The sequence below is a fragment of the Pseudomonas sp. B6001 genome, from assembly GCF_013386015.1.
In the GTDB taxonomy this organism is placed as follows: Bacteria; Pseudomonadota; Gammaproteobacteria; order Pseudomonadales; family Pseudomonadaceae; genus Aquipseudomonas.
This window is the reverse complement of record NZ_JACAOX010000009.1, coordinates 236924-259150: the sequence shown is the minus strand read 5'-3', so window position 1 is coordinate 259150 and position 22227 is coordinate 236924. Positions and strand designations below refer to the sequence as shown.

General features: G+C 61.2%; 22 protein-coding genes. 14 read left to right on the top strand and 8 right to left on the bottom strand.

Annotated elements, in window-relative coordinates:
- The first annotated feature begins 138 nt into the window (after nucleotides 1-138).
- Both HX821_RS12110 and HX821_RS12105 read left to right on the top strand, forming a co-directional pair.
- Nucleotides 139-399: a hypothetical protein gene (locus HX821_RS12110; protein WP_003219977.1), complete on the top strand. Its 261-nt coding sequence runs from the start codon at nucleotides 139-141 to the stop codon at nucleotides 397-399.
- A 159-nt stretch (nucleotides 400-558) separates the two neighbouring features.
- On the top strand, nucleotides 559-873 hold the full coding sequence (locus HX821_RS12105; protein ID WP_008438700.1) for a hypothetical protein: 315 nt from the start codon (nucleotides 559-561) through the stop codon (nucleotides 871-873).
- 16 nt (nucleotides 874-889) lie between these two features.
- Here the strand turns inward: HX821_RS12105 and HX821_RS12100 are convergent, their stop codons facing one another.
- Nucleotides 890-1564 carry an HAD-IA family hydrolase gene (locus tag HX821_RS12100; protein ID WP_003219982.1) on the bottom strand — a complete coding sequence of 225 codons (675 nt, stop codon included), beginning with the start codon at nucleotides 1562-1564 and terminating at the stop codon, nucleotides 890-892.
- Nucleotides 1565-1807: 243 nt separating this feature from the next.
- On the opposite strand from HX821_RS12100, the gene HX821_RS12095 reads away from it, so the two are divergent.
- The 5 genes from HX821_RS12095 to HX821_RS12075 all read left to right on the top strand — a co-directional run bounded on the left by HX821_RS12095 (nucleotide 1808) and on the right by HX821_RS12075 (nucleotide 5453).
- Nucleotides 1808-2020, top strand: a complete 213-nt coding sequence (locus HX821_RS12095; protein ID WP_177035809.1) for a phage infection protein — start codon at nucleotides 1808-1810, stop codon at nucleotides 2018-2020.
- A gap of 161 nt (nucleotides 2021-2181) precedes the next feature.
- Nucleotides 2182-2952 carry an alpha/beta fold hydrolase gene (locus tag HX821_RS12090; protein WP_008438701.1) on the top strand — a complete coding sequence of 257 codons (771 nt, stop codon included), beginning with the start codon at nucleotides 2182-2184 and terminating at the stop codon, nucleotides 2950-2952.
- 111 nt (nucleotides 2953-3063) lie between these two features.
- Nucleotides 3064-3321, top strand: a complete 258-nt coding sequence (locus HX821_RS12085) for a DUF2790 domain-containing protein (RefSeq protein ID WP_003219985.1) — start codon at nucleotides 3064-3066, stop codon at nucleotides 3319-3321.
- Nucleotides 3322-3372: 51 nt separating this feature from the next.
- Nucleotides 3373-4044 (top strand): heavy metal response regulator transcription factor, encoded by a 672-nt coding sequence (locus tag HX821_RS12080; RefSeq protein WP_003219986.1) that lies wholly within the window; start codon nucleotides 3373-3375, stop codon nucleotides 4042-4044.
- Entirely contained in the window at nucleotides 4041-5453 is a 1413-nt protein-coding gene (locus HX821_RS12075) for a heavy metal sensor histidine kinase (protein WP_003219987.1), read from the top strand. The genes HX821_RS12080 and HX821_RS12075 overlap by 4 nt, the downstream gene beginning before the upstream one ends.
- Here HX821_RS12075 and pcp read toward each other — a convergent pair.
- The 4 genes from pcp to HX821_RS12055 form a co-directional block, all read right to left on the bottom strand.
- Nucleotides 5446-6093, bottom strand: coding sequence for a pyroglutamyl-peptidase I (pcp, locus tag HX821_RS12070; protein ID WP_008438704.1), 648 nt, complete (start codon nucleotides 6091-6093; stop codon nucleotides 5446-5448). The genes HX821_RS12075 and pcp overlap by 8 nt on opposite strands.
- 7 nt (nucleotides 6094-6100) lie before the next feature.
- Nucleotides 6101-7051, bottom strand: coding sequence for a DUF979 domain-containing protein (locus tag HX821_RS12065; protein ID WP_102605117.1), 951 nt, complete (start codon nucleotides 7049-7051; stop codon nucleotides 6101-6103).
- Nucleotides 7048-7761 carry a DUF969 domain-containing protein gene (locus HX821_RS12060; protein ID WP_003219990.1) on the bottom strand — a complete coding sequence of 238 codons (714 nt, stop codon included), beginning with the start codon at nucleotides 7759-7761 and terminating at the stop codon, nucleotides 7048-7050. Before HX821_RS12060 ends, HX821_RS12065 begins: the two co-directional genes overlap by 4 nt.
- A gap of 337 nt (nucleotides 7762-8098) precedes the next feature.
- Entirely contained in the window at nucleotides 8099-8524 is a 426-nt protein-coding gene (locus HX821_RS12055; protein WP_177035808.1) for a GNAT family N-acetyltransferase, read from the bottom strand.
- 165 nt (nucleotides 8525-8689) lie between these two features.
- Here HX821_RS12055 and HX821_RS12050 point away from each other — a divergent pair, with 165 nt between their 5' ends.
- The gene (locus HX821_RS12050; RefSeq protein ID WP_102368531.1) at nucleotides 8690-9604 is read left to right on the top strand and encodes an SGNH/GDSL hydrolase family protein; all 915 of its coding nucleotides are present in this window, start codon (nucleotides 8690-8692) and stop codon (nucleotides 9602-9604) included.
- Nucleotides 9605-9867: 263 nt separating this feature from the next.
- On the opposite strand, the gene HX821_RS12045 is transcribed toward HX821_RS12050, so the two are convergent.
- On the bottom strand, nucleotides 9868-10644 hold the full coding sequence (locus tag HX821_RS12045; RefSeq protein WP_177009388.1) for an AraC family transcriptional regulator: 777 nt from the start codon (nucleotides 10642-10644) through the stop codon (nucleotides 9868-9870).
- Between the two features lie 211 nt (nucleotides 10645-10855).
- Here HX821_RS12045 and HX821_RS12040 point away from each other — a divergent pair, with 211 nt between their 5' ends.
- The 6 genes from HX821_RS12040 to HX821_RS12015 all read left to right on the top strand — a co-directional run bounded on the left by HX821_RS12040 (nucleotide 10856) and on the right by HX821_RS12015 (nucleotide 18735).
- Nucleotides 10856-12472, top strand: a complete 1617-nt coding sequence (locus tag HX821_RS12040; RefSeq protein WP_134326083.1) for an APC family permease — start codon at nucleotides 10856-10858, stop codon at nucleotides 12470-12472.
- Nucleotides 12473-12502: 30 nt separating this feature from the next.
- Entirely contained in the window at nucleotides 12503-13429 is a 927-nt protein-coding gene (locus HX821_RS12035; RefSeq protein ID WP_177009387.1) for a 4-hydroxyproline epimerase, read from the top strand.
- A gap of 38 nt (nucleotides 13430-13467) precedes the next feature.
- Nucleotides 13468-14415: a dihydrodipicolinate synthase family protein gene (locus HX821_RS12030; protein ID WP_087693960.1), complete on the top strand. Its 948-nt coding sequence runs from the start codon at nucleotides 13468-13470 to the stop codon at nucleotides 14413-14415.
- A gap of 179 nt (nucleotides 14416-14594) precedes the next feature.
- Nucleotides 14595-16166: an aldehyde dehydrogenase (NADP(+)) gene (locus HX821_RS12025; RefSeq protein ID WP_177035807.1), complete on the top strand. Its 1572-nt coding sequence runs from the start codon at nucleotides 14595-14597 to the stop codon at nucleotides 16164-16166.
- A 3-nt stretch (nucleotides 16167-16169) separates the two neighbouring features.
- Nucleotides 16170-17429 carry an FAD-binding oxidoreductase gene (locus HX821_RS12020; protein ID WP_177035806.1) on the top strand — a complete coding sequence of 420 codons (1260 nt, stop codon included), beginning with the start codon at nucleotides 16170-16172 and terminating at the stop codon, nucleotides 17427-17429.
- Between the two features lie 214 nt (nucleotides 17430-17643).
- The gene (locus HX821_RS12015) at nucleotides 17644-18735 is read left to right on the top strand and encodes a carboxylesterase (RefSeq protein WP_250884727.1); all 1092 of its coding nucleotides are present in this window, start codon (nucleotides 17644-17646) and stop codon (nucleotides 18733-18735) included.
- 23 nt (nucleotides 18736-18758) lie between these two features.
- Here the strand turns inward: HX821_RS12015 and gltS are convergent, their stop codons facing one another.
- Both gltS and HX821_RS12005 read right to left on the bottom strand, forming a co-directional pair.
- A complete protein-coding gene (gltS, locus tag HX821_RS12010; protein WP_177035805.1) occupies nucleotides 18759-19970 on the bottom strand; it encodes a sodium/glutamate symporter in 1212 nt (403 codons plus the stop codon).
- Between the two features lie 440 nt (nucleotides 19971-20410).
- A complete protein-coding gene (locus HX821_RS12005; RefSeq protein ID WP_177035804.1) occupies nucleotides 20411-21451 on the bottom strand; it encodes a hypothetical protein in 1041 nt (346 codons plus the stop codon).
- Between the last annotated feature and the right edge of the window lie 776 nt (nucleotides 21452-22227).

Genomic DNA, 22227 nt, shown 5'->3' with positions numbered 1-22227 from the left:
GGAACACTTCTCAGTAATAGTCGCTGGCTGCGTTCTACGCATGAACCATCCTGCAAACAAAGGGAACTTGTGGAGTTTTCCAGGGCCGAATCTCGTGACAAATCCCCTACAGTCTGCAGCGCGCCAAGGAGCACGTTGATGAGGCGTACCGTTAAACAGCCTTACTTATCCAAGTCTTGGTTGATTGTCACGCTGATCAGCGTGGCGTTTGTGGCGCTGGAGTATGGCCTCAAGTTCGAAATCGAAGGTTCCTCCGACAAAGCCTACTCATGGCTGGACCTGACGCTGTTCCTGAGCGCGTACTTGTTTTTCTTCTGCCTCAAGCCCATTCAGGTCGCCGTCCATCGCAGACTGTGCCGGCGCGCGCCTCACAGTGATCGCCGCAAAGCCTCATCCTGACGGCTTTGGGTTTCATCTTGAAGTTCGTTGCCCCAGCGCGGTGTATCCCGCAAGCGGGTTGAAACCGCCGCCGCAGTTGCTATCAGATCGCCGGTATTTACAGCTGCGCGACACAACCTATGCTTGGGCATGCACGGTCGGTGAAAGGTTGTAGCGCTGATGGACACACTGAGTAAAAGCGAAATCGAATCAGCACTGGCAGCGCGCCTGCCGAGCTACAAAATCGTCTGCACCCTGCATGCCGATGGCACGCTTTCCGCGATTCTCAGCGGCCCGGAAGCTGATCACTTTGCAGTGACCGGCATCGTCCGCGCCCACCATCGAGGGCCGGAGGCGATTGCCAGGCTTGCCAGCGAAATCCTCAAGGAAATGGTCTTGTCCCGCCAGGGGCTCAAGGGCAACCGCCTGCAGACGCTGACTGGAAACGGCTCCAACGTTGAACCGCCCCTTTACGAAGAAGGCCGATCCGGGTAACCGGGTCGGCCTTTTTTTACGCCAGGCGCTGTAGATGCAACAGCCCGGCTTCATCCCGCTGAACCTGTAGACGCTCATACCCGTCAATCGACGGATGCGCGGTGACCATGGGCACAAGGTGGGTCGACGTCACCACCATCACATCGGCCCCCGCCGCCTCGCCGGCGCGAATCCCGACGCTGGCATCCTCAAACACCAGGCAGTCCTGTACCGGTACTCCCAGCCGTTGCGCACCGAGCACATAACAGGCCGGATCCGGCTTGCCGCTGGCGACATCCTCCGCGGTGACCAGCACCGCCGGCGGGTTGATCCCGGCCGCCTGCATACGGCGCAGAGCCAGTGCCTTGGGGGCAGACGTAACCAGCGCCCATTGATCGCCGGGCAATGCGTTGAGGAATTCCACCGCGCCCGCAATCGCCACCACCCCTTCCACATCCTCAAGTTCAGCCTCGGTAATCCACTGCGCCTCAGCCTGCGCGTCCACACCGGGCAACGCCTGGCGGGTGATGGTATCGATGGCCCGGGCACCATGGATGGTCTTCAGAAAGGCCTCGACATCCAGCCCATGGCGTTCAGCCCAGGTGGCCCATACGCGCTCGGCGGCGGCAATGGAGTTCAGGAGTGTGCCATCCATATCGAACAGAAAGGCGCGGTAACGGTGGGCGAATACAGCTGAATCGCGGGTGGACACTGCTCGGCTTCCTCTTGCTTTCGTCACCCGGTCTTGGGCGCTGACGAACCACTTGCCTGGTGCAATCTACGGATCGGCCCAAACGCTGTAAACCTTCCCGTGGTTTGTATCGGACTGTATGGGAACCCCGCCTGGATACGCGAACCCGCATTTCGCCACGCCTGGGCACACATGGCAGATACACCCCGGCGATTAACTACGACCACCAGCCAATCCGGCTGACTCACGCGTAGGAGCCTCATCATGTTCAATCTCTCGAAAGCTTCGTCCCTGGTACTCGGCCTGACTGTCATCGCGAGCCTCGGGCTGTCATCCATGGCGTCGGCCGACACCCACGCTGGCGCGGTCAAAGACCAGCCATCCCACCTGCTCGCCGAGGGCGGCGCAGATCGCCTGCACGAACGCGGCCTGGCGGAAGGCGGCGCTGAACGCCTGCAAGCAGCCCGTACTGTCTGATGGGTCACCGTCCAACCAGGGCAGCCTTCCGGCTGCCCATTGCATTACAAACTTGTCATCAAGCTGTCAGTGTTGCCCGCACCCTCACTTCATACAGTGAAGTCGTCAGTCACCCACAGCGGGTGACCCAACTTCCCACTGAAAATGAAGCGAGCCCGCCCATGAAACCTGCAAGCAAACTCTGCCTGATCGCCGCCAGCCTGTTGATGCTGGGGACCGGCGCCGCCGTGGCCGGCCCGATTGCACCGGTGAAAGCCAATAACGTAGTGCTGGTACACGGCTCCTGGGCCGACGGTTCCAGCTGGTCCGAAGTGATTACCCGCCTGCAGGCCGCAGGCTTGCATGTAACCGCCGTGCAAAACCCGCTGACCTCGGTGGCGGATGACGTCGCTGCCACCAATCGCGTACTCGATCAACAGGACGGTCCTACCGTGCTGGTCGGCCATTCCTACGCCGGCACCGTGGTCAGCGACGCCGGGGCCAACCCCAAGGTCAGCTCCCTGGTTTACGTCGCCGCCCGCGCTCCGGACGCCAACGAAGACTTCGTCGCCCTGTCCGCCAAGTACCCAAGCACTCCCGTGCGGGCCGGTGTGGTGGAGCACGACGGTTACCTGACCCTGAACCAGGACGCCTTCCTCAAGTACTTTGCCGCCGACGTACCCCACGCCAAGGCCATGGAGCTGTACGCCGTGCAACAACCGATCGCCAAGACCCTGTTCAGCGGTCGCACCGTCAACGCCGCGTGGCACACCAAGCCGTCCTGGTATGCGGTGTCCAGCAATGACCAGACCATCAACCCGGACCTGGAACGCTTTCTCGCCAAGCGCATGAACGCCACCACCATCGAGGTGCCATCGAGCCACTTGTCCCTGGTTTCCCACGCCAAGGAAATCACCGACCTGATCCTCGAAGCGTCCGGCCGCCAGCCTTAAGCCCTTCATTACGATCTTGTCATCATCCTGTTGGCTGGCTGTTTGTGTCGCCTGGTTACTGTGAACTCACTGCCGGATACCGGCAGCCAACCCTTAAAGAGAGATACCGCCATGAAACTGTTTATCCTCGGCTTTGCTGCCCTCCTCGCCACCGGCTCGGCCTTTGCCGATACCACCGCCACCACCTCGGTGATCCATGACACCCCCGGCTTCTTCATGCACATGGACGTGGCCAAAGTACTGTCGAGCACCGATACCTACGGCCAGTGCGGCATTGTCCCTGCGCGCCTCGACTACCTCGACAGCCAGGGCCGCGAACACGTGCTGGACTATCAAGTACAGGGCATCGGCTGCCCCAATGACAATTGATCGGGCTACACTTGCGCCACGCAAGAACTGCACATCACCAGGGCGAATCCCATGAATATCCTCGTAGTCGAAGACGAGCCCAAGGCGGGCAACTACCTGCTTAACGGCCTGCAGGAACTGGGTTACTCCGTGAGCCTTGCCCGCGATGGCGTGGACGGTTTGCACCAGGCCCTGGAAACCCCGTTCGACGTGATCGTGCTGGACGTGATGATGCCGAAGATGGACGGCTGGGAAGTGCTGCGTCGCCTGCGCAAGGAAGCCGACACGCCGGTGCTGTTCCTGACCGCCCGGGACGATATTGCCGACCGCATCAAGGGCCTGGAACTGGGCGCCGACGATTACCTGATCAAGCCGTTTTCCTTCGCCGAACTGGTGGCGCGCCTGCGCACCCTGACCCGGCGCGGGCCAAGCCGTGAAGAAGAACACTTGCAGATCGCCGACCTGCAGATCGACGTGCTCAAGCGCCGCGTCAGCCGTGGCGGCGTGCGCATCACCCTGACCAACAAGGAGTTCGCCTTGTTGCACTTGTTCGCCACCCATCAGGACCAGGTACTCTCGCGCTCGCTGATCGCCTCAAGGGTGTGGGACATGAATTTCGACAGCGACACCAATGTGGTCGACGTGGCCGTGCGCCGCCTGCGCCTGAAAATCGACGACCCGTTCCAGCTCAAGCTGATCCATAGCGTGCGCGGCATCGGCTATCGCTTCGATACGCAACCATGAGCAAGCCCCGGCATTACTCCCTGACGCTGCGCCTGGCGCTGATCTTCGCCCTGCTGGCGTTCGCCCTGCTGGCAACCCTCGGCGTGGCGCTGTACCGCGACCTTGAGCGCGAACTGATCCACCGCGACGACGCTGCGCTGATCTACCGCGTCGACCAACTGCGCAACCTGCTGAACGACAGCAACACCCTGGACCTGATCAAGACCAAGCCCGAACTGTTCCAGAACATGCTCGGCAACCGCGAATCGGTGCTGAGCATCGCCGCACCCGGGCAGAAACCGCTGCTGGAAGTGAACCCCGGCAACATCGACATGCCCGACGTTGCACCGGTGCCCCGGGACCACGCCCTGGAATTCGCCGACGTGCAGCATTTACCCGGCGTCAATGGCGTCCCCTTCTCCACCCTCGCCGCCACCATCGATTCAGGCGACCTGGGCAGCCTGCAAGTCACTACCGGGCGGTTGATGACCGAGCGCACCGCAGTGCTCGCCAGCTACCGGCTGAGTGTCTATATCCTCGCCAGCATCGCGGCATTGGTACTGGCGGTGGTCGGTTACCTGATGGTGCATCGCGGCCTGCTGCCATTGCGGCGCCTGGCCGTGCATGCCCAGGGCATCGGCGTCGGCAACCTCGCCGCGCGCCTCGACAGCCACGGTGCCCCCAAAGAACTGCTGCCGATGATTGATTCGTTCAACACCATGCTCGAACGCCTGGCCAAGGGTTTTGTGCAACTGGGCCAGGTCTCCACCGACATGGCCCACGAACTGCGCACGCCGATCAATAACTTGCTCGGGGAAACCCAGGTGGCGCTGCAGCAACACCGTAGCATCGAAGCCTACCAGCAACTGCTGGCCTCCAACGTCGAAGAACTCGAACGCCTGGCGCGCATGCTCGACAACATGCTGTTCCTGGCCCGCACCGACCCGGCCAGTGCGCTGCGCCAGCGCCAGGAACTGGACGCGGCCGATGAAGTGGAACGCATGGCCGACTACTTCGAAGGCCTGGCGGGCGATGTCGACATCAGCATCCTCGCCCAGGGCGCCGGTGTGATCTGGGCCGAGCCGATGCTGCTGCGCCGTGCCCTGGCCAACCTGTGCGCCAACGCCATCAAATATGGTGCGCCCGCCTCTGAACTGCTGATCCAGGCCACACCCTGCGCCGAAGGCATCAACCTGACGGTGACCAACCACGGCGCGACCATCCCGGCGGAGCACTTGCCCAGGTTGTTCGAGCGGTTTTATCGCGTGGATGAATCACGGGAGCGTTCGGCGCATTCCAATGGATTGGGGCTGTCGATTGTCGCGACCATCATGCAGTTGCATAACGGCCGATACAGCGTGAGCAGCGAGAACGGTGTGACCTGCTTCGCGTTGTTTTTCCCGGGACGCGAAGCCGAAAACCTCAGCTGACTTGCCCACCCGTTTCAGTGATATCCACCAGGGTATTCCAGGCCGTCAGCAGCGCAATCCGCAAGCCCTCGACCTGCATCGGCAACGCCATCGAGGCCGGCTCGGGTATTCGGCCCACCACCTGCTCGGGCAGCCACGGCACATGGATGAAACCGCTGCGTACCCCTGACCCGGCGAGCGCGTGCTGCAACAGATAGAACACCTGGTTGCACACGAAAGTGCCGGCGGTTTGCGACACGCTGGCCCCAATGCCGGCCTCGCGCACGGCCCTTACCATGGCCTTGCTCGGCAAGGTGCCGAAGTAGGCCGCAGGGCCGCCGGGCAGCACTTCCGTGTCGACAGGTTGCTCACCCAGGTTGTCCGGAATCCGCGCGTCGTTGAGGTTGATCGCGACCCGCTCGATGGAAATATCACTGCGCCCGGGGCCCAGCCCGACAGCAATGACCATCTGCGGGCGGTGTTCGGCCAACAGCTGAGCCAGGCGCTCGCCCGCCGTGGCAAAGGCACAGGGTAACTGGCGCGCGACAATCCGCACATCAGCGCCCAACTGCACACCCTCCAACAGGCGTACCGCCTCCCAGGACGGGTTGACAAGGTCTTGGTCAAACGGTTCGAAACCCGTCAGCAATACAGTGCGCATTACAGCCTCACATCAGCAGGTAGAGCAGGACAATATTGACCACCAGCATCATCAACGCGGTCGGCATCTGTGCCTTGATGACCGCGTTTTTATCCGGCAGCTCCAGCAACGCCGCCGGGACAATATTGAAGTTGGCCGCCATGGGTGTCATCAGCGTACCGCAGTAACCGGAGAACATGCCGATGGCAGCCATCACCGCCGGGTTGCCGCCGTAGATGCCCACCAGCACCGGTACGCCAACGCCGCCGGTCATCACCGGGAAGGCGGCAAAGCCATTGCCCATGATCACGGTAAACAGTGCCATGCCCAACACATACACCATCACCGCTACCAGCTTGTAATCCAGGTTGATATAGGTGGTGGTGATGTGCGCCACCGCTGTGCCCACGCCCGCTTCGTTGAACAACAGCCCGAGCATCGCCAGCATCTGCGGCAGCACCATCGCCCAGCCCAGCGCTTCGGTGAGGCGCCGGGATTCGCGAAGGGCTTGCACCGGCGTGTCCCGCGTCAGCCAGCAGGCCAGCGCCAGTGCAATCAGGCAGCCGATACCCAGGGAAACAAAGGTGGTGTTCTTCGGGTCCAGCAGCGGCACGCCGCCGATCTCGGTGTGTTTGAGCAATACCGAGCCGATCACCGTGGTCAACGGAATGGCCAATGCCGGGATAAACAGTTTATGCCCCAGGCGACCTGCGCTGGCCCGTGCGGCCTTGTCATGCAACTGGGCATGCGCGCCGCGGCCTACGCCGCCCAGGCCCGCGATGAGTGCCATCACCACCACGCCCACGCCGACCACCACCGAGGGCAGGCGCTCCCCCACCAGGAACGGAATGGCAAACAGCAGCCAGAACAACGAACTCGACCAGCGCCTGGGGTGGGTGCGATCCATCAGGATCATCCCGGCGGTGATCACCAGCAGAACGCCGGCCAGCCAGTACAGGTATTGAATGGAAATGATCATTGCGCCGCCTCCGCTGTGTTGGCCGGTAACAGCTCTCGGGTCAGCATTCGGTCAAAGCGGTGCAAGCGAATGGCGTGAATGATGAAGGCGCAGATCGCCGTCGGGATGCCCCAGACCGCAATGTGCAGAGGTTCGACATCAATCCCCGAACCCAGCAGGAAGGTGTGCATCAACGCAATCGCACCAAAGGCGACGAAGATATCCTCGCCAAAAAACAGCCCGACGTTGTCGGTCGCGGCACACATGGCCAGGACCTTGTGGCGAAGCTTGTCGGGGAGTTTGCCATAGCGTTTTTCCGCCGCACCTTCGGCCATCGGCGCCAGCAACGGGCGCACCATCTGCGGGTGCCCGCCCAGACTCGTCAGGCCCATGGCCGCTGTGGATTCACGCACAAACAGATAGATGATCAACAAGCGCCCGACCGTGGCCCGCTCAAAGCGCGCGATCCAGTTTTGCGCATGCAGGCGCAAGCCATGGCGCTCCAGCAAGCCGATGACAGCCAGGGGCAACAACAGGATCAATTGCAAGGCGCGAGTCTGGAGGAAGCCGTCGCCCATGGTGGCGAGGATCTTTTCCAGTGGAAAGTGGGCGGCAAACCCGGTTGCAATCGCTGCCGCCGTGACGACCAGCAGCGGATTGAAGCGCAACACAAAGCCGACCACGATGACGAGTACGCCAATCAGCGGCCATAGGTTCACAACAGTTTGCATGGTGGTGAGGTCCTTAAGTGCGCGCTGCGGCGCCAGTAAAGCAGGTAGTGAACAAAGGGTTCACTGCAAGAAAACGGCGTGCAGCCCGGCTCGATTTTTTATTGTTGACCTGGAAGGTCGAGCGTCAGTGGCCGCATCTTTGCTGCTTGGGGAGGGAGGTGTCCAACAAGAAAAATTGTTGCTGCAATCCAATAAAGTTTGTGGGTGTTTGAAGCGTTAGAGGGCATTTGTCGGCCCGTTTGAAGAGAAGGCCCAGGCGCAGAACGTGCTCAGGTACTTGAAGTCCGATAAAGGGCTGGACGGCTTGGTCACGTGGCGGTCGGTGACCCGCTAGCCCTCAGCCCAGGTGCTTCTGGAAAAAGTGGCGCGTGTGTCCTGGCGGGTACTCGGCAATATGCCCGAACTCGCTGAAACCCAGCTTCCGGTAGAACCCGGGCGCCTGGAAGCTGAAGGTGTCCAGCCAGATCCCCGCACACCCTTTCTCCCGTGCCAGCTCCTCAGCCGCGAGCATCAGCCGCGAGCCCATGCCTTGAGTGCGCATTGACTCAGGCACGCTCAACAGCTCAATGAACATCCAGCCATAGGAAATTTTCCCGTACAGGCCGCCCACCACTTCCTGGCTGGCGGGATCACGCAGTAACAGCCCAAACGTTTCGAACGGGTTCTCGCCGCATTGGCTGATGTTGTATGCCCTCAGCGGCTGAAGGATGGCCTGGCGCTCTTGCTCCGTAACTTCAAAAGACAACTCTATCGCTGATGCCATCTCAATCTTCCTGATGTGAATGCCCAATTCTGCGGACACTACCAGCGATAGCCACCTGTCGCATACAGGACAGTCTTTGCGCCCTCAGCTACACACAGGTCGCAACCGCCCGCGGGCATGCACTTCACCGCCAGTACTCTTGGAGCACCACCCGGGAGATTTCCAATGACTCTACGCGCTTGCTTGGCCGCTCTATTGGTACTGACCGCCTCCACCGCCTTTGGCGCTCCCCGCTACGATCACCTCTATGCGTTCGGCGATAGCTACTCCGATAACGGTGCGGGTGAACGCTTCACCAAGACCCTGGCCACTCTGAAGGTCAAGGATGCCCAGGAACTGCCCGGCTCGTTGTACTGGAAGGGCCGATGGAGCAATGGCCCGACTGCCGTCGAGAACCTGGCCCACGCCTTGAAAACACCCTTGACCGACTACGCAGTGGGCGGCGCCAAGAGTGGCAATGGCAACTACTACGCCTGGATGGAGCCCGCCCGCGACACCGGCGTTTCAGGCCAGATCGCTGACTACCTGAAGTCCGCCAAGGCACACAAAGCCGACCCGAAGGCGCTGTATTTCATTTTCATCTCGGCCAACGACTTTTTTGAATGGGCCGACTTCTCGCACCCAGAGTCGGTTGCCGTACTCAGCCAGAACAGCGTGGCAAATATTCAGAAAGCCACCGAGACACTGATTACAGCGGGCGCAAAACACGTGATGGTAGTGGGCACCACGGATTTGAGTCATGTGCCAGCCGTGGTGCAGGGCAATCAAGTCGAGAACGCGAAAAACTACCAGCAGGTACTGGAACAAAAACTGCCGGTTGTGCTGAGCACATTGGCTAAGGCGCATCAGGTCAGCATCAGCTACTTCGACCACGTGGCGTTCAGCGACAAGCTGCGCGCAGCTCCCCAGGTGGCGGGGTTGAAAGACCTGGATACGCCCTGCCAACACACCTATCCGGACGTGAAGCCGGTGTGTGAAAACCCGGATGCGCATTACTACTGGGATGAATGGCATCCGACGCGCAAGGTGCATGCGCTGGCAGCACAGGCGATGCTTGAAACGTTGAAGGCCGGCCAGTGATTACCCAGGTGACGCCGTCCTACTGAGTCAAGGCGAACACCCACCGATAACCGCTGCTCTTCTGAACGAATCGGGAGAGCCCCCGGTGCTTTTGTCGGTGACATCCACCACGCAGCCACTCACCGGCACGGACTGGACGACTTGATAAGTCGCACCAACGGCAGGGATAAAACTGACCAGGTTTGCGCAACTGCGAAGAGCGTTGGCGCCCTCCTTGTTGACGCCACCGCTGCTCATGACATTCACGTAGATCCAATTAGACATCACCGCACACTGGTCGCCTGCCGATACTGGCGCGGCGTAAACCCGGTCAACGCCTTGAACTGCCGGGTAAACGCACTGTGATCGGTATACCCACACTGCAACGCCACCTCAGTGATCGGCAGCTCGGTATGCAGCAGCCGGTGCGCATGTTCCAGGCGTACCTTCTGGATCATCTGGCGCGGTGTCAGGTGGAACACGCGCTTGCAGTAGCGCTCCAGCTGCGCCACGGAAATCCCGGCGATCCGCGTCAGTTCACCCAACGTGACCCGCCGATTGAAATGCGCCCGGATGTGCTCGTCCACCGCCGCCAGCCGTTGATAGGCCGGGTGGGTTTCGCTGGCGGTTTGCAGGTCGACCGAGATGCCCGCCAGGCCGATGATTGCAGCGTCGCGGCTGTACAGCGGCCATTTGTGGGTCAGGCACCAACCCGGCTCGCGGGTACCGTACAAATGCAATTCCAACTGGTCTTCGAGGACAAATCCCTGCTCCAGCACCCGCCGATCCTGCTCGGTATAGCCGGGCCCCAACTGCGCGGGAAATACCTCGGCGCTGGTTTTTCCCAACAGCGGTTGCAAGTCCTTCAAGCCGCACCGCTGCACCAGGGTGCGGTTGGCCAATACGTAGCGCGCCTGCACGTCCTTGATAAAGATCGCGGCATTGGGAATCACGTCCAGCATCGGCAACAGCAACCCCACGCCGGCCAGTAATTCTTCGATGGTCTGTGGACGATTCGACCCGCTCCCTTGGCATAGGGTCGCGAACGCGCTCTGCATCATGACGCTCTCTCCTGCATTTTGCGGACAGGCCAGGCGCCCGGCGGGCGGTGCCTGGCGAGCAGATTGCCGCATGGCGGTGGCCCTGTCGAGCACTCGCAATTGTGCTGATTTCGTCATCGCAGCCTGCGCAAAACATCAATCGCGGCGCCGTTGATGGGTTCACTGTATGGCCACTGCATGCCTATCCAATAACCCACAAGAAGGCGCCGCCATGTCAGCCCAAGGCAAGTTCAAGAAACAGCTTTCATTGATCGACCTCACCTTTATCGGACTGGGAGCGATCTTCGGTTCGGGCTGGCTGTTCGCGGCCAGTCACGTCTCCGCCATCGCCGGACCGGCGGGGATTTTTTCCTGGTTGCTGGGCGGCTTCGCCGTGTTGCTGCTGGGCATTGTGTATTGCGAACTGGGGGCGGCATTGCCCCGCGCCGGCGGCGTGGTGCGCTACCCGGTCTATTCCCACGGCCCGCTGCTGGGCTACCTGATGGGCTTTATCACGCTGATCGCGTTTTCAAGCCTGGTGGCAATTGAAGTGGTCGCCTCGCGCCAATACGCCGCGGCGTGGTTTCCCGAGTTGACGCAGGCGGGTTCCAGCAACCCCACCGTCCTCGGCTGGTTCGTGCAGTTTGCGCTGCTCTCGCTGTTTTTCGCCCTCAACTACCGCAGCGTGAAGACCTTCGCCATGGCCAATAACCTGGTCAGCGTGTTCAAGTTCATCGTGCCGCTGCTGGTGATCGGCGTGCTGTTCACCTTTTTCAAGCCGGAGAATTTCCACGCCCAGGGCTTCGCGCCGTTCGGCCTGTCGGGGATTGAAATGGCCGTGTCTGCCGGCGGGGTGATTTTCGCCTACCTGGGTCTGACGCCAATCATCTCGGTGGCCAGCGAAGTGAAGAACCCGCAACGCACCATTCCGATTGCACTGATCCTGTCGGTGCTGCTCTCCACTGCAATCTACGTGCTGTTGCAGACCGCTTTCCTCGGCGGCATCCCCACCGAAATGCTCGCCAACGGCTGGGCCGGCGTCGCCAAGGAACTGGCCCTGCCGTACCGCGACATCGCGCTCGCCCTGGGTGTGGGCTGGCTGGCGTACCTGGTAGTCGCCGACGCCGTGATCTCCCCCAGCGGCTGCGGCAATATCTACATGAACGCCACGCCACGGGTGATCTACGGCTGGGCGCAAACCGGAACCTTCTTCAAGATCTTCACCCGCATCGATGAAAAGTCCGGCATCCCGCGCCCGGCGCTGTGGCTGACCTTTGGCCTGTCCGTGTTCTGGACCCTGCCCTTCCCGTCGTGGGAAGCGCTGATCAACGTGGTGTCCGCCGCGCTGGTCTTGAGCTACGCCGTGGCGCCGGTATCCGTGGCCGCCCTGCGCCGCAATGCACCTGACCTGCCGCGCCCGTTCCGGGTCAAGTGGATGGGCTTGCTCGGCCCGCTGTCGTTCATCATCGCCGCGCTGATCGTCTACTGGTCCGGCTGGAGCACCGTGTCGTGGCTGCTCGGCCTGCAAATCCTGATGTTCGTGGTGTACCTGCTGTGCGGCCGTTTTGTGCCGACCCTGCACCTGAGCCTGGGCCGCCAGGTTCGCTCCTCCGCCTGGCTGATCGGCTTCTACGCCGTGACCATCATCCTGTCGAAACTCGGCAGCTTCGGTGGCCTGGGCATCCTCAGCCACCCGTTCGACACCGTGGTCGTCGCCGCTTGCGCGCTGGGGATTTATTACTGGGGCGCGGCCACCGGCGTGCCGGCGCACCTGGTTCGCCTGGAAACCGAAGACGACGAAAGCGAAGCCCCTGAGCCCGACATCGGCCGAGTGCAGCTTGCTTCCTGAGCCTCAGCCAACCACTGAATGGATTGTTCTATGAAACGAGTGCACATCATTGATTCCCACACCGGCGGCGAGCCCACGCGCCTGGTGATGACGGGGTTCCCGACGCTGGCCGGCGAGACCATGGTCGACAAGCTCGACGACCTGCGCACCCGGCATGACCAATGGCGCAGGGCGTGCCTGCTGGAGCCCCGTGGCAACGATGTACTGGTGGGCGCGCTGTATTGCGCGCCGGTCTCGGCCGATGCCACCTGCGGCGTGATTTTCTTCAATAACGCCGGCTACCTCGGCATGTGCGGCCACGGCACCATCGGCCTGGTTGCCTCGTTGCATCACTTGGGGCAGATCGCGCCGGGGGTGCACAAGATCGACACGCCGGTCGGCCCGGTGAGCGCCACGTTGCACGCCGACGGCGCGGTCACGTTGCGCAATGTGCCCGCCTATCGCTATCGCCAGCATGTCTCGGTGCAAGTGCCTGGACATGGCTTGGTCTACGGCGATATCGCCTGGGGCGGCAATTGGTTCTTCCTGGTTTCCGATCATGGCCAGGCGCTGGAAATGGACAACGTCGAAGCCCTGACCGACTACACCTGGACAATGCTCAAGGCCCTCGAAGCCCAGGGCATCCACGGCGAAGACGGCGCCCTGATCGACCATATCGAACTGTTCGCCGACGACCCCCAGGCCGACAGCCGCAACTTTGTCATGTGCCCAGGCAAGGCCTACGACCGCTCGCCCTGCGGCACCGGCACCAGCGCCAAGCTCGCATGCCTGGCGGCCGACGGGAAACTCGCCGCCGGTGAGCCGTGGATACAAGCCAGCATCACCGGCAGCCAATTCGAAGGCAGCTATGAATGGGAGGGCGAACGTGTGCGCCCTTCCATCACCGGCCGCGCCTACATGACCGCCGACAGCACCTTGCTGATCGACGAACAGGACCCCTTCGCGTGGGGCATCTGAACCGCCCCCGCCCCTTCAATCAAACTGGAGCTGAAACAATGAATACCACTATCTTCACCGGTTGCATCCCTGCATTGATGACGCCGTGCACCGCCCAGCGCAAACCGGACTTTGACGCACTGGTCGCCAAGGGCCGCGAACTGATCGATATCGGCATGAGCGCGGTGGTGTACTGCGGCTCCATGGGCGACTGGCCGTTGCTGACCGAGGCCGAGCGCCAGGAAGGCGTGGCGCGCCTGGTGGCCGCCGGTGTGCCGACCATCGTCGGCACCGGCGCGGTCAACAGCCGTGAAGCCGTGGCCCATGCAGCGCATGCGGCGAAGGTCGGCGCCCATGGTTTGATGGTCATCCCGCGGGTGCTGTCCCGTGGCGCATCGGCGACGGCGCAAAAGGATCACTTTGCAGCCATCCTCAAGGCCGCGCCAAACCTGCCGGCGGTGATCTACAACAGCCCTTACTACGGCTTCGCCACCCGCGCCGACCTGTTCTTCGAACTGCGTCGCGAGTACCCGAACCTGATCGGCTTCAAGGAATTCGGCGGTGCTGCAGACCTGCGCTACGCGGCCGAACACATCACCTCCAAGGACGATGACGTGACCTTGATGGTCGGCGTGGACACCCAAGTGGTGCACGGCTTCGTCAACTGCAACGCCACCGGCGCAATCACCGGCATCGGCAATGCACTGCCACGGGAAGTCCTGCAACTGGTGGCCTTGAGCAAGAAAGCCGCCAAGGGCGACGCCACTGCACGTCGCCAGGCGCGGGAGTTGGAGTCGGCGCTGGCGGTGCTGTCGTCCTTCGACGAAGGCTGCGACCTGGTGCTGTTCTACAAGCATCTGATGGTGCTCAACGGCGACAAGGAATACACCCTGCACTTCAACGAGACCGATGCCCTCAGCGATGCCCAGCGTCGTTATGCAGAGAACCAGTACGCGCTGTTCCGCCAGTGGTACGCCAACTGGTCGGCCGAGCAGAACGTCGCTTAAAAATACTCAAGGCAGCAAAGATCAAATGTAGGAGCTGTCGAGCTCCGGCGAGGCAGCGATGGGATCACTGCGGTGTACCTGCCAGACCGCAGCGCCTGCATCGCAGCCTCGCTGGGGCTCGACAGCTCCCACAGTGGATTCTCTTCGCCAAGCCAATCTTTACTTTCCAGGACTACGCCATGACTCTGACGGGCACCATGCTGATTGGTCAGCACTCCATTCCAGGCAGCCGCGAGGCCATCCGGGCGATCAATCCTGCCACCAACCTTGCGTTGGAACCCGCCTACGCCGGCGGCACCGCCGAACATGTCGAACACGCCTGTGCGTTGGCCTGGAGCGCCTTCGATAGCTATCGCGAAACGCCGTTGGCCGCTCGCGCCGAATTCCTTGAAACCATCGCCAACGAAATCGAAGCCCTGGGCGATGAACTGATTCAACGGGCGATGGCCGAGACCGGCCTGCCCCGCCCACGCATCCAGGGCGAACGCGGGCGCACCTGCCAGCAATTGCGCACCTTTGCCCGCACCGTGCGCGCGGGTGAATGGCTGGATGTGCGGGTGGATACTGCACAACCGGAACGCCAGCCGCTGCCTCGCTCGGACCTGCGTCAACGCCACGTACCGCTGGGGCCGGTGGCCGTGTTCGGCGCGAGCAATTTTCCGCTGGCATTCTCGGTGGCGGGCGGTGATACAGCGTCGGCACTGGCGGCCGGTTGCCCGGTGATCGTGAAGGCACACGGCGCGCATCCTGGCACCAGCGAACTGGTGGGCCGCGCGGTGGCCCGGGCCGTTCAGCAATGTGGCCTGCCTGAGGGTGTGTTTTCGCTGTTGTATGGCTCGGGCCGCGAGGTCGGTATCGCGCTGGTGTGCGATCCGCGCATCAAGGCCGTGGGTTTCACCGGCTCGCGCAGCGGCGGTATTGCCTTGTGCCAGGCGGCCCAGGCGCGCCCCGTGCCGATCCCGGTGTATGCAGAGATGAGCTCGATCAATCCGGTCTACCTGTTTCCCGCTGCGTTGAGCGCACGCGGTGAAGCATTGGCACAAGGTTTTGTCGCGTCCCTGACCCAGGGTGCCGGCCAGTTCTGCACCAACCCCGGGCTGGTGATTGCCGTTGCAGGGCAAGCGCTGGACCACTTCGTCGGCACGGCTGCCAACCTGCTTCAACACAGCACTGCCCAGACCATGCTGACACCGGGGATCTTCAAGGCTTACGAAGACGGCGTCAGCGCCCTGACCCGGCATGCTCAGCTCGCAGGTACCGGTCTGCCGGCAGAAGGGCCGAACCAGGGACAGGCCCATTTGTTCGTGACCCAGGCCCGGGACTTTCTCGCCAATCACAGCCTGCAAGCCGAGATATTCGGCGCCACGTCATTGATCGTGCAATGTGCCAACGTCGATGAGGTCCGCCAGGTCAGCGAACACCTGGAGGGCCAACTGACCGCAACCCTGCATCTGGATGACGACGACCTGGCAACTGCCCGCGCGCTGCTGCCGACCCTGGAACGCAAGGCCGGCCGCCTGCTGGTCAACGGCTGGCCGACCGGTGTTGAAGTGTGTGATGCGATGGTGCACGGAGGACCATTCCCGGCCACCTCGGACTCACGCACCACCTCGGTGGGCACCGCCGCGATCCTGCGATTCCTGCGGCCGGTGTGCTACCAGGATTTCCCGGATAGCTTGCTGCCGACGGCCCTGCAACACGGCAACCCATTGCTGCTGCGGCGCTTGCTCGACGGTCAGAGGGAAGCCTAGAACATGTCCGATAACGTCATGCCAGACGTCGCCGTAGTGGGCGCCGGCATCATCGGCGTCGCCTGCGCGCTGCAACTGGCGCGCCAGGGCCGGCGGGTGGTCATCATCGATCAGCAGGAACCCGGCCACGGCGCCTCGTTCGGCAATGCCGGCCACCTGGCGACCGAGCAAGTGTTCCCCATCGCGGATGCGTCGATCCTGACGCGTTTGCCCGCCATGCTCATGGACCCGATGGGCCCGCTGCGCCTGGACTGGAAATACCTGCCGCGTGCACTGCCGTGGTTTACCCGGCTGCTGCTGAACCTGCGCCCGGCGCACTTCCAGCGCACCGTCGCCGGGATCCGCGCGCTCAATGAAGGCAGCCTGGGCGCCTGGCACCGGCTGCTGGGCAGCATCGAGCGCCCGCACCTGATGCGCGAAGACGGCTCGTTGCTGGTCTTCGAGCGCGCCGAGTCGCGACAGGCCATTGATGCATTGCAGGCACGCATGAGTCAGCAGGAAGTGCCGGTGGACCACTGGCACGCCAGCGTGGTGCAGGACGCGGCGCCACAACTCAGCAAAGGGATTCAGGGCGGGTTGTTCTTTCCTCGCACCGGGCATTTTCTCGATCCCTATGGGGTGGTTTGCGAGCTGATGGAAGCGGCCAAAGCCAGCGGGGTGCAATTTCTCAAGCGCCAGGTCGTGGGCGGGAAGCTGGACGAGCACGGTGTTTCATTGCGGACCGACCAAGGCACCGTGGCCGCGCGCCAGGTGTTGATCGCATGCGGTGCGCACTCAGCCAGCCTGACCGGCGCACTGACTGGCAAAAAGGTCCCGCTGGATACAGAGCGCGGCTATCACCTGATGTTGCCCCATGAGCATGGACGGTTGCCGTTTGCGGTCACGTCATTGGAGCGCAAGTTCATCATGACGCCCATGGACGGCGGATTGCGGCTGGCAGGTACCGTGGAGTTCGCCGGCCTTGATCGCCCACCGAACATGGAACGCGCGTGGCAGTTGCATCGACTGAGCCAGGGGCTGTTTCGTCGTGACTTGAGTGCCGAGGACGCGACGCCGTGGATGGGGTTTCGCCCTTCCCTGCCCGACTCGCTGCCGATTATCGACAAGGTGTGCAAGGGCAAGGTGCTGCTTGCCTTTGGGCATCAGCATCTGGGCCTGACGCAGGCTGCGGTGACGGCGGAGTTGATTGCACGGCTGGCATCGCCTGCGGCCGCGTCCAACGGGCTGCCGGCGCTTGAGCCCTACCGGCTGGATCGTTTCTGAGATCATCGGAAACGTCTTGCTACTGTTTCGCACTTTCGGCGATACAAGGCAGGTCATTATCGTGCATGACCTTACGGTTACGCTCCGTTGAGAACCTGCCTTGAACAACCACACCTGTATGCAGCCCCGTCCATCGATGCGCAGAACGCTCCGAAGCGTTGCTTGCGGCATGCTCGCCCTATTGCTCTGCACGACAGCCCTCGCAGAACCGGGCATGCCGCTTGGCCAGAAGTCATTCGAAGCGTATCGCGCCGCTACCTTGCAATGGCTGCGGGACCATCGTGACTTCCAGGGCACCGACAAGGATGCCGAACTCAACTGGAACGCCCCGCAGGAATGGCGCCCGGCGGGTGCCCCCAAGCGCGGGATCATTCTCGTGCATGGCCTGGGCGACTCACCCTGGTCTTTCCACGATATCGGCAGCGCACTGGCCGCCCGCGGCTTTCTGGTCAGGACCGTGCTGCTGCCCGGCCACGGCACGCAACCGGCCGACATGCTGCAGGTGCGCATGGAAGACTGGCGCCGGGTGGTGGACGAACAGGCTGCGATCCTTCGCGCAGAGGTGGGAGAAATCTACCTCGGCGGCTTTTCCACCGGCGCCAACCTGGTACTCGACTACGCCTACAAACACGACGACGTCGCGGGGCTGCTGCTGTTCTCTCCCGCGTTCCAGTCCAGCATGACCTACGACTGGCTGACACCCCTGATCAGTTGGGCGCGCCCCTGGCTGCTGGCGCCAGACGCCAGCCGGCCACAACAGAGCCTGGTGCGCTACATGACAGTGCCCACCAACGGTTTTGCCCAGTTCTACCGCAGCAGCCGGCTAGCGCGCCAGGACCTGGAGCGGCGCCCCTATGACAAGCCGGTATTCATTGCCGTCGCAGCCCACGACTCAGTACTCGATACGCACTACGTGCTGGAGACCTTCCAGCAACGCTTCAGCAACCCCCATAGCCGCCTCGCCTGGTACGGCACATTGCCAGAGAGCGCCTGGGATACCCGCCGTGTAAAAGCGCGTACCGACTACCTGCCGGAGTTGCGAATCAGCCAGTTCTCCCACATGGGGTTGCTGTTCTCACCCGACAACGCTCTGTATGGCGAACAGGGCAGCCTGCGGTTTTGCTGGAACGGCCAGACGGACGACGCAACCCGCGCCTGCGAACAGGGGGCCGACGTGTGGTATTCGGACTGGGGCTACCGTGAGCCGGGCAAGATGCACGCGCGGTTGACGTTCAATCCGTATTTCACCTGGCAGCTTGGGGTGATTGACGAGGTCCTGGGCAAGCAGGACCTGGCGAGTCATTAAACGGCAAATCCGGTAAACCGCGTTTATCCCGCGACGCCCAGGAACGGCAGCGCCAGGTACAACTTGATCACGATCGCATTGGTGATATCGATGAAAAAGGCGCCCACCATCGGCACCACCAGAAATGCAATCTGCGATGGCCCGAAACGCTGGGTCACCGCCTGCATGTTCGCAATGGCAGTTGGCGTGGCACCGAGCCCGAAACCGCAGTGCCCCGCCGCCAGGACCGCCGCGTCATAGTTGCTCCCCATCACCCGGAACGTCACGAAAATCGCAAACAGCGCCATCATCAACGCCTGCGCAGCCAGCAGGATGAAAATCGGCAGGGCCAGCGCGGCGAGGTCCCAGAGCTTGAGCGACATCAATGCAATCGCCAGAAACAACGACAGGCTGACATTCCCGAGCACCGAGACTTCGCGCTCGAATACCTGGTGCCAGCCCAGCGCCGACAGGCCATTACGCAACACCACACCGACAAACAAGACACACACAAACGTCGGCAGCTCAAAGGCCGTGCCCTGGATAAAACCGCTGAGGAACGTGCCCACTTGCAGGCTGATGGCGAGCAGCGCCAGGGTCTCGATAAAGGAGAAGGAGGTGATCAGGCGCTCTTGATTCGGCTGCTCGAACCCTTTTGGCCCTAGCGGTTGTACCGGCGCCAGGGCGGGCGTCTGGACGCGCTTGATCAGCAGGCGAGCGACCGGGCCGCCAATCAGGCCGCCGAGCACCAGGCCAAAGGTCGCGGAAGCAATGGCCAGTTCGGACGCCGACGCCACGCCATACTTCTCGCTGAACACCGCGCCCCAGGCCGCGCCGGTCCCGTGCCCACCCGACAGCGTAATGGAGCCCGCCAACAACCCCATCAATGGATCGAGCCCCAGCGCCTTGGCCAGCGCAATCCCCATCGCGTTCTGGACCACCAGGAGCGCCGTCACCACCAGCAGGAAAATCCCCAGCACCCGCCCGCCTTTCTTCAGGCTGGCGAAATCCGCATTCAAACCAATGGTGGCAAAGAAAGCCAACATCAGTGGCGTCTGCAGCGACGAATCAAACCGGACCTCAATGCCAGCGAGCATACGCAGGACCAGAAGCAGCACCGCCACCACTAAACCACCGGCCACCGGCTCCGGAATATTGTAAGTGCGCAGGAAATCGATTCGAGCGACCAGCCCGCGCCCAAGTAAAAGCACCAGGGAGGCGGCGACCAGCGTTGAATAGAAGTCGAGTTGAAGCATGGGGCAGCTCTCTGTAGTTATTTATGACGAATCGGGGCAGGCCTATCGATCCTTCGGAACAACACAGGAAGAGTAGTAGTACGACGCCATCTTTAACCTCGGAAAAGTCCTAACGTTGCCGAACGGAATCCCCAGGACGTTCAGGCGAAAGACTTGCGAAGCGCAATCTGAAGGGGCACGACGAGAAAATCGAGTGCATGACAATGGCTGCAGAACTGCGTCTGGACGGGCGCTTTACAGGTTCCGCGGCATCCTGCCGACTCAGCGCCCATTCGAATCTGCCCTACCTGGCCGTGCTTCTGTGTTGGCCAATGATTACCAAGGGACAATTGCGGCCGCTCTGTTGCTGGGCGTCGCAACGGCGCTGGCCGCGAACCTATACCCTGGGAATAAATATTTCCAATAAAAAAGCCCGCTCAATGCGGGCTTTTTTTCCATGATTATCCGGAAAAAGGTATGGGTTCAACCATATAGCAATCAACGCAGTCTGAAGTGATGACGTTATCCAAGATCAGAGGGGATTCGGTCGCAGGTCGAAGGAACCCCGTACGAATGGATGCGGTATAGACCCCAACGTTTACTGTATTGAGGCGAGCCCTTGCGTTAATCGACACACAATCAATGCTGTAATTCATCCCCATCCCCAAGCCGCAATTTTCACCACCTGAATTAATCACGCGGGTAGAGTCCTGCCCCTCGATGACGACACCCCAGGCGGTCTGTTCAGGATCGACACCTGGCTCTGTAGCCGTGCAATAACTATCAAGAATGGTGTTGTACTCACCACCGTTGTCCAGCAGCAGCATGCAGCGCCCAGTCCAGTCGACCGACGTGATGTTCTCGATCACACAGTGTTGTGCGTAGTGCAGATGCAGCCCTACCGCAGCGTCCCCGGTGAATTCAAGGTTGCGGATGTACACGTTTTTAATCGGGTCACATAAAGCCACGATTGCGCCCTGGGGATGATCACGTTTGATTACGCGATTAACAATCAATGAGTTAGCCAGCACATAAATAACCTGGCGAACCTCCAGCGGGCCGTCGAGTGGCATCGGGTAGGTTGCAAAATCGGTTGAAGCATCCGAGATGACGATCCAGGAACCGTTTGTGTACGGAGTGGTATCAGCCACGGAGATTTCGGTCGTATTGACGTAGGCCGGCGCGGTCAGATAACTGCCCGGGCGAACATTACCCTGGTAGTCGATGGCGGCATAACTCGGATCTGTTGGGTCCAGCGGGTTACGACCGATCCCTGAAACGTCGATAGTGACCTTTTCGATCCCTGGTGCTGGCTCGATGATCTGCCCACTGTAGGGCCAATTGTCATCACGGTTTAGCAGGACTGTTGTCCCGATTGGGCAGTCAGTGCCATTGATTTGAATCCAGCGGTATCCGGCCTTCATCACCGACTGGAGTTGAGGGCCGTTATCCGCAGAGGGATCCGGCGTAAAAACATAAGGGGTATCGCTGTAAATTGACATATGACTTCTCCTGATTTCCCATGGCCATTTTTTGGCGAAACAACTGTACATGCATACAGCTAAAAATTCTACGAAAGCAGCACCCTCTAGCTATTGCCCACCGACGCCGACATACGCATCACGCGTATCGGGCGCGTGATCTACGTTGTGGCGTTCAGGGAGGCTCATGGGAGACGGGAAAAGAAGATGCCGAAGCATGCTCGAAAGAAGCACAACGGGATAAATCGACAAGCCAGGAAGGGACGCCGAATTGTCATTTTGAGGAGGTAGGTTGCAAAGGCTTCGCAAATCGCAACAAAAAGGGCGCACCTTTCGGTGAGCCCTTCCAGACCGCCCAGCAAAGCGGATTCTGTTTGGTCGGCGCGATAGGACTCGAGCCAGCGCCCCCCACCATTTGAAGGTGATCCCGAGAAATCTGCAACCGATTGATCCATAGGGGAAAATTCGCCCTTTGAAAGGCTACGAATTTCCCGTTTAACCTTATAAGAATCATTAACTTAGCGTTGTCTATTCCTACAGTAATCAACCATTCACAGTGTCCTGCCGAACCGAGCAACTCGAAATCCTCTCACTACACCGAAACACGTCTACAATTTCAGCAATTCGAACGGATCTTCGATTACCGCGATACAAAGGAACCATCATGCCACTTATCAATTTTCGAACACGTTTCGCGCTTTCGGCAAGCTTGCCATGACAAGTTGACTATTCTGGCGCGCAGATGAGCGGCATGACGCTGCCTCAAAAGGCGCTCAAGACAATAAATAATGCATGAA